This is a genomic window from Moritella dasanensis ArB 0140 (genome assembly GCF_000276805.1).
Classification (GTDB): domain Bacteria; phylum Pseudomonadota; class Gammaproteobacteria; order Enterobacterales; family Moritellaceae; genus Moritella; species Moritella dasanensis.
Window position 1 is genome coordinate 32,992 of the sequence record NZ_AKXQ01000014.1, and the last position, 16,251, is coordinate 49,242.

Annotated in this window: 16 protein-coding genes; 10 read left to right on the forward strand and 6 right to left on the reverse strand. The window is 39.0% G+C overall.

What is annotated here, in order from left to right:
- Positions 1 to 164 precede the first annotated feature (164 nt).
- Together A923_RS0112960 and A923_RS0112965 are read left to right on the forward strand one after the other, a co-directional pair.
- A complete protein-coding gene (locus A923_RS0112960; protein WP_017222097.1) occupies positions 165 to 647 on the forward strand; it encodes a hypothetical protein in 483 nt (160 codons plus the stop codon).
- A gap of 108 nt (positions 648 to 755) precedes the next feature.
- Positions 756 to 1,346: a DUF6988 family protein gene (locus tag A923_RS0112965; RefSeq protein WP_017222098.1), complete on the forward strand. Its 591-nt coding sequence runs from the start codon at positions 756 to 758 to the stop codon at positions 1,344 to 1,346.
- A gap of 398 nt (positions 1,347 to 1,744) precedes the next feature.
- Here A923_RS0112965 and A923_RS0112970 read toward each other — a convergent pair whose 3' ends face one another.
- Entirely contained in the window at positions 1,745 to 2,281 is a 537-nt protein-coding gene (locus tag A923_RS0112970) for an outer membrane beta-barrel protein (protein ID WP_017222099.1), read from the reverse strand.
- A 361-nt stretch (positions 2,282 to 2,642) separates the two neighbouring features.
- Complete coding sequence (gene hflX / locus A923_RS0112975; RefSeq protein WP_017222100.1) at positions 2,643 to 3,986, reverse strand: GTPase HflX; 1,344 nt, start codon at positions 3,984 to 3,986, stop codon at positions 2,643 to 2,645.
- Between the two features lie 165 nt (positions 3,987 to 4,151).
- On the opposite strand from hflX, the gene A923_RS0112980 reads away from it, so the two are divergent.
- The 3 genes from A923_RS0112980 to A923_RS0112990 all read left to right on the forward strand — a co-directional run bounded on the left by A923_RS0112980 (position 4,152) and on the right by A923_RS0112990 (position 7,112).
- Positions 4,152 to 4,790 (forward strand): LysE family translocator, encoded by a 639-nt coding sequence (locus A923_RS0112980; protein WP_017222101.1) that lies wholly within the window; start codon positions 4,152 to 4,154, stop codon positions 4,788 to 4,790.
- Positions 4,791 to 5,226: 436 nt separating this feature from the next.
- The gene (locus A923_RS0112985; RefSeq protein WP_017222102.1) at positions 5,227 to 6,147 is read left to right on the forward strand and encodes an esterase/lipase family protein; all 921 of its coding nucleotides are present in this window, start codon (positions 5,227 to 5,229) and stop codon (positions 6,145 to 6,147) included.
- 2 nt (positions 6,148 to 6,149) lie between these two features.
- The gene (locus A923_RS0112990) at positions 6,150 to 7,112 is read left to right on the forward strand and encodes a lipase secretion chaperone (protein WP_017222103.1); all 963 of its coding nucleotides are present in this window, start codon (positions 6,150 to 6,152) and stop codon (positions 7,110 to 7,112) included.
- Positions 7,113 to 7,206: 94 nt separating this feature from the next.
- On the opposite strand, the gene A923_RS0112995 is transcribed toward A923_RS0112990, so the two are convergent.
- Entirely contained in the window at positions 7,207 to 8,838 is a 1,632-nt protein-coding gene (locus A923_RS0112995) for a methyl-accepting chemotaxis protein (RefSeq protein ID WP_017222104.1), read from the reverse strand.
- Between the two features lie 351 nt (positions 8,839 to 9,189).
- Here A923_RS0112995 and A923_RS0113000 point away from each other — a divergent pair, with 351 nt between their 5' ends.
- Positions 9,190 to 10,083, forward strand: a complete 894-nt coding sequence (locus tag A923_RS0113000; RefSeq protein WP_017222105.1) for a PhzF family phenazine biosynthesis protein — start codon at positions 9,190 to 9,192, stop codon at positions 10,081 to 10,083.
- Here the strand turns inward: A923_RS0113000 and A923_RS0113005 are convergent.
- On the reverse strand, positions 10,054 to 10,959 hold the full coding sequence (locus A923_RS0113005; protein WP_017222106.1) for a LysR family transcriptional regulator: 906 nt from the start codon (positions 10,957 to 10,959) through the stop codon (positions 10,054 to 10,056). The genes A923_RS0113000 and A923_RS0113005 overlap by 30 nt on opposite strands.
- A gap of 159 nt (positions 10,960 to 11,118) precedes the next feature.
- On the opposite strand from A923_RS0113005, the gene A923_RS0113010 reads away from it, so the two are divergent.
- Complete coding sequence (locus A923_RS0113010; RefSeq protein WP_017222107.1) at positions 11,119 to 12,117, forward strand: NADP-dependent oxidoreductase; 999 nt, start codon at positions 11,119 to 11,121, stop codon at positions 12,115 to 12,117.
- A gap of 82 nt (positions 12,118 to 12,199) precedes the next feature.
- The gene (locus A923_RS0113015) at positions 12,200 to 12,859 is read left to right on the forward strand and encodes a DsbA family oxidoreductase (RefSeq protein WP_017222108.1); all 660 of its coding nucleotides are present in this window, start codon (positions 12,200 to 12,202) and stop codon (positions 12,857 to 12,859) included.
- 49 nt (positions 12,860 to 12,908) lie between these two features.
- Here the strand turns inward: A923_RS0113015 and A923_RS23010 are convergent, their stop codons facing one another.
- Positions 12,909 to 13,055, reverse strand: a complete 147-nt coding sequence (locus A923_RS23010) for a hypothetical protein (protein ID WP_237716216.1) — start codon at positions 13,053 to 13,055, stop codon at positions 12,909 to 12,911.
- A 345-nt stretch (positions 13,056 to 13,400) separates the two neighbouring features.
- On the opposite strand from A923_RS23010, the gene A923_RS0113025 reads away from it, so the two are divergent.
- Together A923_RS0113025 and A923_RS0113030 are read left to right on the forward strand one after the other, a co-directional pair.
- A complete protein-coding gene (locus A923_RS0113025; protein WP_017222110.1) occupies positions 13,401 to 13,739 on the forward strand; it encodes a P-II family nitrogen regulator in 339 nt (112 codons plus the stop codon).
- A gap of 14 nt (positions 13,740 to 13,753) precedes the next feature.
- On the forward strand, positions 13,754 to 14,986 hold the full coding sequence (locus tag A923_RS0113030; RefSeq protein WP_017222111.1) for an ammonium transporter: 1,233 nt from the start codon (positions 13,754 to 13,756) through the stop codon (positions 14,984 to 14,986).
- A 133-nt stretch (positions 14,987 to 15,119) separates the two neighbouring features.
- Here A923_RS0113030 and A923_RS0113035 read toward each other — a convergent pair whose 3' ends face one another.
- Positions 15,120 to 15,881: a spermidine synthase gene (locus A923_RS0113035; RefSeq protein ID WP_017222112.1), complete on the reverse strand. Its 762-nt coding sequence runs from the start codon at positions 15,879 to 15,881 to the stop codon at positions 15,120 to 15,122.
- Positions 15,882 to 16,251: the final 370 nt, after the last annotated feature.

Below are 16,251 nucleotides of genomic sequence, written 5' to 3' on the forward strand. Positions count from 1 at the left end.
AGTTATGATTAAGTAAAAGTATATAATGTATTGATTTATAAGTTAGTTTAAAATGGTATTTAAATTATTTGCCGTCGTCTGAAAAAAGGCTTACGAAGACGTCTGTATAATACACTTTTAGGCTATCTAGGCTTTGGTCGAATATAAATTTTAAAGGAATAACAATGACAGTATGGCTACTAGCAATTGATCGAGAGCATTCTTCTTATGAAGAGTTGAAATATAGGAAAGTTTTAGGGCAAGGTTGGTCTGCTATTGGAGATTTATCTCCTCTCTTACCTGTTAAAAATGAGCAAAAGTTTAGAGAGATTATTACCAATTTTGTTAGTTATGTTTATGATAACTGGACAGACAATCGAGATCCGAGTCGAATCATTTTGAATCTAACAAAATTCTCTAAAGGTGATTATGTCATTTGTTGTGAAGGTGAGTCCGCTAGGGGAATTGCAAGGTTAACAGAGTCTGTTGAGTATCATTACGACAATCCAAAATTGTACGAATATTCTCAAGTTATTTACCCTGTAACAAGTTGGGTAGATCTAAGTGATAATGGCCATATTAAAATTAAATCAATGGGGCCTGTTGGTATTCAAAAGTATGGTGGCAACCCTGAATATATTGCATCGTTCTTTGAACCGAAAACCTAGAAAAGCACTTAAATTAAACTAAAACAGTGTGTTGCGTTTATTTTTTCTACACGTTTCAACCCACAGTTTTAGTCCGCTTAGTGCGGAGTTATGGCTCAGAAGGATATTATGAATTTACAGATTGCGGAAAATTGGGTTACAAGTTACGAAAGTGCACTTAATGGTTTGGAGTTTCATCACGAAGACCGAAAATTAGTGCCACTTGCATTGCTGCATTTAGCATTAGAACATAATGCAGCAATTATCAAACTAATTGGATTAGGGTGTCATGGTTCTGCATTTGCTTTACTACGGCCGCAGCGAGATGCATTTTTACGTGGGATTTGGTTATATCGTTGTGCTACAGATGAACAATTAAAGAAGTTTATGGATGGAAAAGAGCCACCAGGAATTAAAATTCAATTAGAACAAATTGAACAAACAGAAGGTTATCGCCATAAACAATTATCTTCGCTAATGGCCGATATTAAGATCTATTTGCACGATTATACTCATGGCGGGCTTTGCCAATCAGCAAGTAGAGATAAGGGTGACCGAATCGCAGGCGGTTATTCAGCACAACAATTAGAATGGTTGTTAAGGCAGACATTGTTACTTTCATTTTTAACAATTCTGGAAGTCTGTTACGTATTTAATGATATGGCATGTGCGCAAAAACTGACATCGCAATTTAATGAGTTAGTTTCAGATGGTAACTAGCTGAAAATTAATCTTTATCTGTATAGTCGTAAACGTGTTATGCAGCCGTTAATCTCATTTACCAATACTTCTGTAATGCGAACCGTACCCTTTGAAGCATAAGCACTAAGCCGTTTCTGTCCATAAATGGTTTAGGATGCTCGATCTAAGCTTTGTGAACAATACATGCATTCATGTTAGTGAAAACTTATGGACGTAGATAATTTATATGTTACTTAATCGGGGGGTGGGGAGTTGGATAGGTATTTTCTGGTTCTGTAGCTTCGAATTACCCATTAAAGAATGTTCAGGTTTAACTGTTCATCAATCCAAGCTGATTACTAGGGTCTTTCTTAGTCGATGTTAAAGACGCGCTAAATCGCTTGGGTTGAATCACAGGTGTTTTGCATCAGTCAGTACTAAAAAGCAAATCTCACGCCTATACCAGCGATTGAAGAGTCCACATCGGTATCAAATACCAGGTATTCTGCATAAATGTCAATTGTATCTAAAACATCGATGCTAGCACCAATACCGCCGAATATCTCTTCGCCATCAGCATCATCTTTCGATGAACCCACTTCAACATCAATATTAACTAAAGCGACACCTAATTTTGCATAAACCTCAAAAAATGGCCCTATTGGTAAGTAACCAACACCTGCTAGTGTAAAGGCTGATGCATCAATGTCATAATTAGTATTTGCTACTGTGCCACTATATCCACCAAGGTCGTAATAACCCAGTTCGGCAGCAACCATAAAAACATTAGAGTCGATGAGGGTATAGCCGACGAATAAACCAGGTACCACGTCGTCGTCATCGAAGCCACCTTCTTCTACATTGGCCTGATACACACCAGCACCAATATATAAACCATCTGCATGCGCCAGAGAAGGGCTGTTGGCCGCGAGGATAAAGGTGGTCATTGCTATTAATTGAGGGAATTTGTTCATGTAAGCTCCTGTCGATATATCGACTTTAATTACGTTAGTCTTCCAAACCTCTTACAAGCATTACGTGTCGGTACTATTTTAATTACTCGAAATAAGCTATCTACCGCCACATACATTACATAAAGCTAGACGCTATATTTATTTGCGCCAACTTTCCTTTCACTTCATTTTAGTGAAAAATGATGGATATAGATTATTTATATGTGATTGAATAGAGGGGAGTAGGGTCAGGTATGACGGGAGCATAATGCAGCTATTAGCATTACTTAGGGGGATTAAGGTACGTGGTTTAGACTGTGGACGAGAAGAGTCCCCTTGCTAGGGGGACTTAAATTGTAACTATTTCTATACCTAGAATTGATTAATAAGAGATTTGCATCATTTTATGTAATCGTTCGAAGGCAATCGGGCTCGCTTTTAGTGTCATGCGTATACCATCTTGAAGATATTCTTCATCTATTACCTGCATTTTACTGTGGATCTCACCCATGATGCCACTGGCAGTATAAGGGATTTGGAAACAAGCATTACACATGGTTTTTTCTAGTGCATTTTGAATTTCTCTATGCACTAACGCGACATCAGCTTTGTCACGTGAACTGATTAGTAGCGCGTCAGGGTATTTCTCTAACAATTCTAATTGCTGATCATCGCTTAAACAATCGACCTTATTCAACAATAATAGTTTGTTACTCAAATCGGTATTTAACTCATGTAATACATGGTTAACAACGGCTAGTTGAGAAGCGAAATTCTCGTCCGATGCATCAACCACATAAAGCAATAAATCCGCATTCTTTGCTTCTTCTAGCGTTGAATGGAATGATGCGACCAAATCATGAGGCAATTTTTGGATAAAACCAACGGTGTCCGAGATTAAAATACGCGGTTGTGTCGGTGGAAGTAGGGTACGTACCGTCGTATCTAACGTAGCAAATAGTTTATCTTCAACTAATACTTCGCTGCCTGTTAGGGCGCGCATTAACGATGATTTACCAGCATTGGTATAACCCACTAACGCGACAGTTAATTGTTCGATACGACCACTGCTTCGACCTTGCATTTCGCGTTGTAACTTGGTTAGCTCACGTCTTAGCTCGGCGATTTGAGTACGAACACGGCGACGACTAATCTCAAACACCGTTTCACTGATTGAACGGCCTTTTTGACGCTCGCGATCGCCACTGCTTTCATCACGTAATCGCGGTGTTAAGTAATTAAGTCGCGCGATCTCTACTTGCAGCTTCGCGGTACGTGTACGTGCATGCTTACTAAAAATTTCGATAATAACGCGGGTACGATCGTAAACCTCAACCCCTAATGCCTCTTCAACATTACTTAATTGATTCGGGCTTAATTCACAGTCAAATACCACGACATTAGCTTGTCCTTTAATGCCGGGTGTTGTTAATAATTCGCTTAACTCGTCTTGGTCAAATTCGATCGGCGGTTCATCTTGTTCTGATGCCGTCGACTCACCTGTTAACGTTGCTAATTCTTCTAGTTTACCAGAGCCTAATACGGACAGCTGTTTGGTCGATTTTTGTCGTTGCGTTTTAGTCCCTACCACAGTAAAGCCGAGCGTATTTACTAAACGGCCTAATTCAGATAGTGATTCGTCCACATCCTCTTGAGTAACACAAGGTGTGCGAATAGAAATTAGTAAAGCGCGGGTAACAGAGTTATCTGTTGTTGAAATCGACATGTAGGTGCTCATTGCTTAAAGTCATATGGGGTGCATCCTACCTGTTTATGCTTTGCTTATATATGCTTTACTTCGATTTATAAAAAATTAGGCTTTATAAAATATTATTTTACTCTGACCTTGGTTTCTTGCTATAAATATACTTTGCTTACAGGAGTTAGCGTTATGCATATTTTAAATTTTGAAGCTTTTTTGATCGCGATTACTATTTTAACGTTAACACCGGGTCTGGATACCGCATTGGTGATCCGAAATAGTAGCCGTTCGGGATACATTGACGGCTGCGTGACCAGCCTCGGGATCTGTTCTGGGTTGTTTGTACACGCGATGTTTTCTGCGCTTGGGATCTCGGCTATTTTGCTGCAATCGGCAGATCTGTTTCAAGTGGTGAAATGGATTGGTGCTGCTTATCTCATCTGGTTAGGGCTTGGTAGTCTTCGCGCTATCTACAAGGGTAGTAATAAAGTAGCGATGCTCCAGGAAGATAACGGGATATCTAGCTCTAGACGTTCGCTGCGTGAAGGTTTTCTTTCGAACGTGCTGAATCCTAAAACGGCCATTTTCTATCTCGCGTTTTTACCGCAATTTATTGATCTTAATTACTCACCGATTTTGCAGTCGTTTACGATGGCTAGCATCCACTTTTTAATCGCTATGATCTGGCAATGTAGTTTAGCGTTTGCCATTAACTCAGCTAAAAAATTATTTAAAAGTAGTGCCATGATGAATTGGATGGAAGGCGTGACGGGCGTGGTGCTCATTGCATTAGGCGCGAAGTTATTACTGTCGGATGACAAGCTTTAGTGCTGTGATTGTTTAGTCAAATAGAGATTGCCCAGTTAAGTGGCAATCTCTATTTCAATTGTAAAACATCCTTGATTGAGACGTTTAAAGAAGTATATAAACACGACAGCCTTTAATCCCGCAATTACCTTCTAATTAAAATACCGCCATCAAAACGTTGCAATGAGTCGGACGTTATCTCAGATTAATCATATTTTAGCCGAGTATACATATATTTTTTATCAACTCATATATTAAACAAGGGATTGGATCACTAATTACGTCTCAATTGTATCTATAACTTCACATTTATAATTAAAATAAAAGGTAATTTAAAAAAAACAGAGGCGGTATAATAAATATTTAAACTACTCCTTTATAGTTGGTTCCGTTTAGTGATGTTTTATTTTTAATTAGTTAATTCATAAATAAAATGGACCTTGTCCAAGGAGTGAATATGAAAAAAAGCTTAATAATATTTATTATTTCTATATGTGCTGTTATTACACCTGTGTATGCAGGTGACAAAGCGGCAACTAAGTACCCCATTGTTTTTGTCCACGGCATTTTTGGTTTTAGCGATATATGGGGCGTCGATTATTTTTATGGTGTCCCCCAAGCGCTACGAAATGAAGGGGCTAACGTTTATATTGCCAGTCTCTCTCCAGCCAACTCAACGGAGTTAAGAGGGGAGCAATTACGTATTTTTATCCAAGCCGTACTTGTTGATAGTGGTGCAGAAAAAGTAAATATTATTGGTCATAGTCATGGTGGTCCAACAGCTCGTTATGCTGCGAGTGTGAGTCCTGAACTTGTTGCTTCAGTTACATCTGTTGGTGGTGTTAATTGGGGGACTAAATTTGCCGATGTTATGCGAGGCGCTGTGAAAGTTGACTCCGTTACGGAAACATTGGTTAAAAAAGGCATGAATACTTTAGCTCATGTTATCACTGGTATTAGTGAAGGTGAGACGCTACCAGAAGACAGCTTACTTATGACTGAGTCATTAACGACTGCGGGGTCATTATTATTCAACAGCGCTTATCCTGAAGGTATGCCAACAACTTATTGTGGTGATGCGGATACTGTTGGTAGTAATGGGGTTTATTATTACTCTTGGTCTGGCGCACAGCCTTTTACGCATGTCTCTGATCCTGTCGATTATGCGTTAGAGCTAACGAGTTTAGTTTTTGATGAAAAAAATGACGGAGTTGTTACTTCTTGTAGTTCTCACTTAGGGCAAGTTATTAAAGATGATTACTATATGAATCATATGGATGAGGTTAATCAAACGTTTGGTTTGACGAGTTGGTTTGAGACCGATCCGGTGACCTTGTATCGTCAGCATGCCGAACGTTTAAAAATCGCTGGTTTATAGAGATGAAAAAACTTATCGCGGCAATTGCCGCGTTATTACTGTTATCAGTATTATTGGTTATTCAGTTTTCAGATGTATTAACGGATAATGTGCTTACTGTTAACCAGAAATCGAAACGGACTGATCCGGTAATAATGGTAGAAAAACTACCTTCAAAACAAGATTCAGATATTTTGGCTATAAAATTAGAAGGTCTTAGTCGTGAGCTGATAGGGAAAGACCTAACCATTGATTTTTATTTACGTAATCATTTCGATGACATAATTCATCAGCACAAGCTGAAAGATCAATTGCTTGAAGTTTTATTAACAAAGCTGTCTGCTGAATTGAACTTACATCAACAAGCAGATAATCGATTAAATGACCTATTTGATCGCTATCGACAATACTTATTGGCAATTACTGATCTGAAAGGTAACGCACCAGCAATTGATGGAGAGATTGATATATCTGAAAGCCAGATATGGTTGCAACACTTGTATGCACTGCAATATAAATTATTTACTGAAAGTGAAATATTGGCCTTTTTTACCAAAGAAAAAAACTATGATCAGCAAGTGCTTACTCGCTTGGCTATACGTCAAGATTTAAGCTTAAGTAAAGCACAACGAGAGATTCTTGTTGAACATCAAATTAGTCAGCTCGAACCAGAAGAGCTGGCAGCACTGAAACCAACGATCTCAGCACAAAGAATTGCTTCTTTATTAACTTATAGCGGAAACAATTACACTGATATTGATTCTGAATTAACGGTAGATCAGATAGATCGTATTAACATGACCCGAGAAAAAAATACGTTATGGCAAGATAAAGTACAGGCTTATAGGGATACTGTTACAGCTAATCCGCAATTAGATCAAAACGGTATTTTAGAAGACATGCGACTTTATCAGCAGCAAAAATTTAGTGACAATGAGCTGAAACGTTTACAGGTATTCTTAAAGAACCCACAATTATTGGATTAAAAAAGATACTAGTTTGGTTTAATGCGGGGAAAATTCGGCTTAGCGCTGTTGTACTAAGCCGGAACTCAATGTGATAAAATTCCGGCTTAATGCATTAGCTAATACCTAAACTATCTTTATCATTAATCTTGAAAAAAGACAGCTCGTCATTTAATTTTTTAGTTAATTCTGAAATATCTTCATTTGAAGAACTCGTTTGCTCAATTCCCTTTAAGTTTTCTTGCACAAGTAAATTAATATCTTCGAGCTGTTTCGAAATATCTTGCGTTACAGCACTCTGCTCTTCAGATGCTGTAGCGACTAAGGCATTAACATCTGAAATACTTGATACTTTATCTGAAATTGATTTAAAGGCTTCGGTAAGTTCTTGAGAAATAGACAGTGATTCATCTATTAGTACAACATTTTTATTCATCGACTCATCGGCCATTAACGACTGATCTTGAAGCTGGGTAATAATATTTTGAATATCAATTGTTGATTGCTGGGTTTTAGCGGCCAAGGCTCTCACTTCATCCGCCACGACAGCAAAACCTCGCCCATGCTCCCCAGCTCTGGCTGCCTCAATAGCGGCATTTAATGCTAAGAGGTTTGTTTGCCCTGAGATGTTGTTAATGACTTCAACGACTGAGCTAATTTTTTCTGAGTGGCTTCTTAAATCTTTAACAATAGTCGTAGTACTATGAACGGAACTGCTAATTTGTTCTGCAATATCTTCAGAGCGTTTTAATGTCTCAGAGCTTATAGAGATAACTTCCATTGCCGACGTCGCCGCGCTTTCTGCCGCCGCTGCATTTTGAGCAACACTATCGGCCGTTGAAGATAGTTCAGTTGCTGCTACCGCTACTTGATCGACAAATGAAATTTCGTTCTGAGCATTGGCTTGGCTAGACCCAATAATCCCCGTTAGTTTTGATTGATTATTACCTAATCCAAGCATTAAAACATGATTATCATTCACAAAACGCTTTAACTTCCCACTAAATAAAGCAAGAGATGCGGATATTTCATCAAGCTCATTATTTGATTTTGGAATAATATTTTGACTAACTGATCCATTTGATAATTCACTAATCCAGTCAATTATATATCTCAGGTACTGCAATTCTCTGCGCATCATGAAACTAGAGAATAAAAAGGCGGCGATACTAGAAATAATAATGACACACCAATTGAAAAATTCAGTATCACTTAAATATTCATAACTGAAATCTAACTCACTCTTTGCGACATCCAACTGTAAATCAATTAAATCAGAGAGTTCTTCGCCCAAACTATCAATTAATCGATAGAGTTCTATTATCAGTTCAGCATTTGGTATTTCCCCACGTTGATGCAGAGAAAACAGTCTTGGTAAGTTAGTCTCTAGAGATATAATCTTATTATCGAGTATTACGGCGAGATCTTTTTCATTTGAAGTCAGTTGAGTTTCAAGGTATTCATTATAAATATTACGTGCAATTTCTAGCGATGAATTAGCATTTTTATAAAAATCGTCAACTTCTAATATGCCTAAATGAAATTTATTAGCTGAATCAATAATTTGAACAGCATATAAATCAGAAACCGATTTGAGTGAAGAAAGAGGAATTACTCGATCTACATAAACATGATTAAAAGAGTTCATGATCTTTGCTGATGAAGATAAAGAATTAACTTGAACAAGAACAAGAATAAGACTAAAAAATAAAGGCACACTAAGTAATTTCATTGAAATACTTTTCATTATCACTCCATAAATAATTGGGATACGAGTTGTTATATAATCGCCTCGCCTTAATCATCGGTTCATTTTTAGTCTATCCCATCTCATTAACAAAAATGAATCAAGTTATCTTCATTTGATAAAAACACTCAATACTGGCTAGTTATTTGGCCCGTTATATTAAATTTTTATTCCTTTAGATGTATGCTAAACAATATAATTTGAATTTATTAGATTTTAAGCTCTAATTATGCTGCATATTTTTACTGCTTAGCGACCTGAATATGCTTGTATGTGGATATGAAGTGGTAGAGTAAACTTAGCGAGTAGAAATGTTTTCTATTCATTGTTATATAGCGCAAGGAAGTTTCGATGAATGTAGACGTTATACTTGTAAATGCATTTACAGCGAATGGTACAGGTGGCAATCCTGCAGGGGTCGTGCTTAATGCTGACAAGTTATCTGATGCGCAAAAGCTAAGTATTGCGCAAGCGGTAGGTTATTCTGAAACTGCTTTTGTATCGAGTGATGAGGAAGTCGATTTTGAAGTTTCCTTCTTTACGACGACAGGTGAAGTTGATTTCTGTGGTCATGCAACATTAGCCACATTTTCAATCATGCATCAAATGGGGATACTTGCGACTGGTCAATATGTCCAGAGGACAAAGGCTGGGCTGCTGCCGATTGCGATTGCATCAAACAGCCAAGTCATCATGGACCAGCAGTTACCTAAAATGCTCGGTAGTTTTTGTTACCAAGATATCGCAGCTGTCATTGGTATTGAATGCTCAATTCTAGCAAGTACGAAATTACCCATTGAAGCCATATCAACGGGATTAGCTGATCTTATTATTCCAGTGCCGACTGGGCACCTAGATTTAATCGAACCCAACAGCGACATAATTGCTGATTTCTGCAAACAACATGACCTTGTTGGTTTTCATGTTTTTGAACTTTGTCCATCAGACAGCGAATTCACCGCAAGTTGTCGTAACTTCGCACCGTTATTTGGTATCCCTGAGGAATCGGCCACTGGCAGCTCAAGTGGTGCTTTAGCGTGTTATCTCGCAAAGCATGTTCCTTTAGCCAGTGACAATAAAAATCACAATCACTATGTTTTTGAGCAAGGCAGGGCGATGAATTGTACATCGATTATCACAGCATCTGTCGAGTCAAACGATTCAACAATAACGCGCGTTAAAGTCGGCGGTTTAGCGAGAGAAATTGGTACTGTGTCAATAAACCCCTTGAACTCTCTCAACTAAAAAGTCCACTGCGGCCTTTATCTTAGGCACTTGATAGCGCTGTTTTTGATACAACAAGAACACCCCTAAATTAGCCTGCTGCGTGATCTTAATGCTTGGCGTAATAGTAAGCTCTGTCAGTTCCCCCGATTCAATATACGGTTTTAACGCCCAGCGTGGCATCAGCAAAATTCCTAATCCCGCGACGGCTTTCTCTACTAGCCATTTACCATTGTTACTGATGAGTACCGGTTCTGCAGAAACATCTTGCCACTGAGTATCAATTTCACAGATCCAAGGAGTAGGGCCATTCGGAGCTTTAAAATACAGGCCTTTGTGTTGCTTTAACTCCATGGCATTAACGGGTACACCATAGGTTTGTAAATAACTGGGCGCTGCGACGGCGATGAAGTTGTTATCCATCAGCTTGATAGCCAATACGCGTTCATCGGGTGCATAACCGCCTCTAATAGCAAGGTCAACTTCATCACGCCCTAATGTCGATAAGTCATCACTCAGGCTTATATTCAAGGTGATCTGCGGGTATAACTCTCTGAATTCGTCTAACAGCGGTAATAATATGCGCTCACCAAACCCCACCATAGAGCTGATATTCAATACGCCCATCGGTGTCGATTGATAGTTTCTTACTGTTTCATCACTGTGTGCTAATAAAGACAGCACTTCGCTGACTTGCTGATAATAAATTTGGCCTATCTCAGTTAAGCTCACCGCTCTTGTCGTACGTTTTAATAATGTAGCGCCAAGGCTTTTTTCTAGGTCTGCGACCCTGCGCGACAGCGATGAAGGCGGCACCGAAAACAATTCAGCGGCTTTACTAAAACTGCCATGTTCTACCACTTTTACAAAATACTTTAATGCTCTTAATTGGTCCATCATTCACTCTCATCGCTATTATTGTCTTTAAGACAATAAACATTCGCTAATTAGTCTCTATATCTTACATTAAATTAAGACAATAATGAGGCATAGTTAATTATCTTTTAGACAATTAGACTCATCCTTCAGACAACATTAAGTACAGGAAGCAAGCACATGACAACATATACAGCGATCAATCTTATTAAACGTCCAACTGGCGGTCCAATCAATGCAGATCTATTTGAAGTAGTGCAAAAACCAATGCCGACTGTGGGCGAGGGCGAGTTTTTAGTTAAGCAAAGCCATATGTCACTTGATCCTGCTATGTTTGGTTGGATGAGCCCTGATACCAACAGCTACATTCCACCAGTAGGCTTAGGTGATGTGATGCGTAGTTCTGGCATCGGTGAAATTGTCGAAAGTAACCATCCCGATTTTAACGTGGGCGATCGCATGATGGGTATGATGGGCTGGCAGGAATACTTCCTAAGTAACGGCCAAGGTCTGAATAAAGTAACAGCGCCATTACCAGATGAAGCAATATTATCTGTGTTTGCTTTACCTGGATTAACTGCGACTCAAGGTCTATTTAATGTAGGTAAACCGAAGAAGGGCGAAACTATTATCGTTACGGGCGCTGCGGGTTCGGTTGGCTCTATTGTTGGCCAGTTAGCAAAAGCGGATGGCTTGAAAGTAATTGGTGTTGTTGGCAGTGACGAAAAAGCCGATTGGGTTGTTAACGAATTAGGTTTTGACGCAGCGATTAATTACAAGAGTGACGATTTAGACGCACAACTTGCAGAGCATACTGCTGATGGTATTGATTTGTATTTTGAAAATACCGGTGGTGCGATCCAAAGTTTAATTGTAGATCGTATGAATCCACATGGCCGTGTCATGGTATGTGGTCTGATCGCGGATTACGCAAACGAAGTACCTACACCTGGTCCAAGCTGGTTGAACGTGATTAAACGTCGCCTGACTATTCAAGGTTTCACTATGCCGGATCATTTCCATGAAGTACCTGCATTGCTAGAAAAGCTAACACCTTATGTAATGGCCGGTAAAATCAAACACAGATCGCATGTATTAGAAGGTTTGGAATCATCTATTGGTGGCTTAAACTTATTCTTTACCGGTGAAAACAAAGGTAAGTTGATTGTAAAACTTTAATTACCAATGATGCTATCGGTTCATAAAGTAAGTGGCTAATCGTCACTTACTTTTTGTTTTATTAAACGGGATTAAATTTAACATGAGTCAATTTAATATGAGTAAATTACAAATCGATATTGTGTCTGATGTTATGTGCCCTTGGTGCATTGTCGGATACAAAGGCCTAGAGTCTGCATTGGCACAACTTGCACCGGGCATTGAAGCGACAATCAACTGGCTGCCTTTTGAATTGAATCCGCAGATGCCGAGTGAAGGTCAAGATATGCAAGAACACTTGGTTGAGAAGTACGGTATCAGCGAGCAACAAAGTGTGCAGAACAGAGAAATGATCAGTCAACGCGGTAAAGATGTTGGTTTTGATTTTAACTTTGCCCCCAATATGCGCATGATCAACAGCTTTAATTTACACAGATTATTAGCGTGGGCTAACGAGCAGGGCAAGCAACATGCATTGCAAATGGCCTTGTTTACCGCGCACTTTACTGACAATGTCTCTTTGAGTGATGATGCAACGCTTATCAAGGTCGTTGATTCGGTTGGTCTTGATGTTGTAGTCGCTAAAAACATCCTCGACTCTGATGATTATGCTGCGCAAGTACGTGCAGAACAAAAGTTGAGTATGGACAGGGGCATTAGTTCGGTGCCGACTTTCATTATTAATAATCAGTATTCTATTGCTGGTGGCCAAACTGCAGATACTTTTAAGCAGGTTTTAACGGAAATCACGCAGGAAGCATAAAAGCAGCCCGTGAGCAGGTAGTTATTGTCAACTGCCTGCCCGTTTAGACCTAAGTATCTTTGATTTTTTTACTTTGTTTTTTCATTATATACATCGCTTTGTCCGACCGTGCTAAAGCGTCATTGAAAGTATCTTTGGTTGCTCGTTCAGGTTCTACTGTAACGACAAATTCATCACCACCCACTCTAAATGCCATTTCATTTTATATCAATTCATTCGACTTAGTATTCGTATTTATTATTGTCCTGTAAATCATAATTTATTTAGTATGTATTACGAAAATAGAGTTCAAACCCTAGTTTATTGTCAATCTATTCCTGCATCGTTACATCGTTAGGATTAGCGTTTCGCTTTAGCATCTGAATCACTGCACTATTTTGGTGTAACGCGATAATAAATTGCACTAATTTGGTTATATTAACTCTTCAACACTGTTTGTTTTTAAGGTAAGCCTTTGAATTTTAGTTGTTATATTTATTGGCACAGAGATTGAATTAACTTTAAACATATAAATGTTAAAAGTTGATACTTGAGGATCTCTATGAAATTAATAAGCGCAATTATTAAACCATTTAAACTCGATGATGTTCGTAAAGCAGTAGCCGATATCGGAGTGGAAGGATTAACAGCGACTGAGGTTAAAGGTTTAGGTCGCCAAAAAGGTCACACCGAGCTATATCGTGGCGCTGAATACCAAGTTGATTTCTTACCAAAAGTGAAATTAGAGATCGCAACTCAAAGTGACAATGTTGAACAAGTCATTGAAGCGATTAAAAATGCGGCTTACACAGGGAAAATTGGTGACGGTAAGATCTTTGTTTACGACTTATTGCAGGTAGTGCGTATCCGTACCGGTGAAATGGATTCAGAAGCGATTTAAAGGGAATTATATATATGCAAGAATTAACAACGACTGTGACGGAGCTGCGCTTTGCACTCGATACGTTTTACTTTTTAATGTCTGGTGTGCTGGTGATGTGGATGGCGGCAGGTTTTGCCATGCTAGAAGCAGGCTTGGTTCGCTCTAAGAATACCACCGAAATTTTGACTAAAAACATCGTGCTCTATTCAATTGCATGCATCATGTTCTTACTCGTAGGTTATAACATTATGTACGTCGATAATGTTGAGGGCGGTATTATCCCGTCATTTGGTTCGTTAATTGGAACGCAGGCTGAAGGCGCTGACCATTCACTTGAATCAGACTTCTTTTTCCAAGTTGTATTTGTGGCAACTGCAATGTCTATCGTGTCTGGTGCTGTGGCTGAACGTATGAAGTTATGGGCCTTCCTTGCTTTTGCTGTCGTGCTCACCGCGGTTATTTATCCGGTTGAAGGCTATTGGACTTGGGGCGGTGGTTTCTTATCTGAAGCGGGTTTCTCTGATTTTGCTGGTTCTGGTATTGTTCACATGGCGGGTGCATCGGCTGCATTAGCGGGTGTGTTATTACTCGGAGCACGTAAGGGTAAATACGGTAAAAATGGTGAGGTACACCCAATTCCGGGTTCAAATATGCCACTCGCGACATTGGGTACATTTATTCTATGGATGGGTTGGTTTGGTTTTAACGGTGGTTCACAGTTATTAATTTCTGATGCTGAAAATGCAACGGCTGTTGGTCTTATCTTCCTGAACACCAATGCGGCGGCAGCGGGTGGTGCGGTTTCTGCGTTGATTGTGACTAAGTTCATGTGGGGTAAAGTAGATTTAACCATGGTACTTAATGGTGCATTAGCGGGTCTTGTTACTATTACTGCTGACCCTCTGAGTCCAGCTCCAGCATTTGCAACATTACTAGGCGCTTTAGGCGGAGTATTAGTTGTGATTAGTATTGTTGCCCTGGATAAAGTGAAGATTGATGATCCAGTTGGTGCTATCTCTGTACACGGTGTGTGTGGGTTATTTGGTTTAATGGTTGTTCCATTTAGTAATGGCGAGGCAACATTCTCTGCTCAATTATTTGGTGCTGCGATTATCTTTGCTTGGGTGTTTGGCGCAAGTATCCTTGTATGGACAGTGCTTAAAGCAACCATGGGTATTCGAGTGACTGAAGAAGATGAAATGATCGGTATGGATATGGCTGATTGTGGTATTGATGCTTACCCTGAGTTTATTACGACTAAATAAATCGATGTAATACTTGGACAAGAAAGCTCAGCATTTGCTGGGCTTTCTTTTTATTAGAAATAATTCATAAGAAATAATTTATAATAATCGCTTTTATTAAGTAGATATAACAATAACTTATTATATCTCTTGTTTATAAGTTTTGTGTGTCACAGAGTAATTCGGCATAACGTACCATCGGAATATTCATTTCTGCTTGCAACAATGTCCCTTTCGCCAGCAATGCTTCTCTGCTTATGAACGGAATGTCGTTTTTGAATGCGAGTATAATCGTGTTGCCACCTTTTACGTCAAGACTAAGAAGTTGGTTGTCAAATTCCAGCGCCAGTAATTCATCTAACGCTTCTCGTAATTCAGGCGTCGTATTGCAGATATTGAGGACCAGGACACCCTGTTGGTTGAGTGCATTATTACAATCACGTAAGTAGGTTGCCTGTACTTGCTTCGGTTCCATGCCTTGTGAGTTGTATAGATCTGAAAAGATAATATCGCTTTTTATGTCGGTATTTTTCATGTAATTCACCGCATCATCGATATGAATGCTGAGGCGTTCTGTGTCGGGTAAGTAAAAATATTCTTTTGCGGCTGTCGCCACTGCTTCGCGGTATTCAATTGCGTGCACGTTCAAGGTTGCAAAACTACTGAGCAAGTTCTTTGCCATTGAGCCCGCGCCCAGCCCCATGACGGTAGCCGTTTTGACTGTGGGGATAAAAAATAAACCCGCCATCATCGCTTGGGTATAACCAAGATGTAAGCCATTAATGTTATTTAGTTTCATGCAACTTTGATAGATCTTGCCATCAAAACTGAGGATCCGACTGTTCTTGGTTTCGTAAACATAAACTGGGCCGTGTTCATCTTCTGTTGATGAGATGCAGGTTCCTTTAATATCCATGGTCTTTTTAATATCTCTTCAATACGTAAATATAACTGATAGGGCATTATAACGGAAAACGAGGTAATAGAAGTACTATCGAAATATTTCAATGAATTTAGCTCGAACGGAGAAGATTAGGTGTTATTTTGTGAGGTGTGTAAAGAGTTGCTGACTTAAAAAGGCATGAATATAAATGAGTACCTACAATATGTCTATGTAACTCTAATGGGATAGGAATATCATGAGAAAGTTGTTATTAAACATATTTAAGAAAAAACGACAATCAGTGTGTTTAAATGAAAGACTGAAATATGCCATGATTGAAAACCCAAAGAGGTCATAACCACTATTAACCGGCACGATTCACTTTTATTATTAATTGGCATTA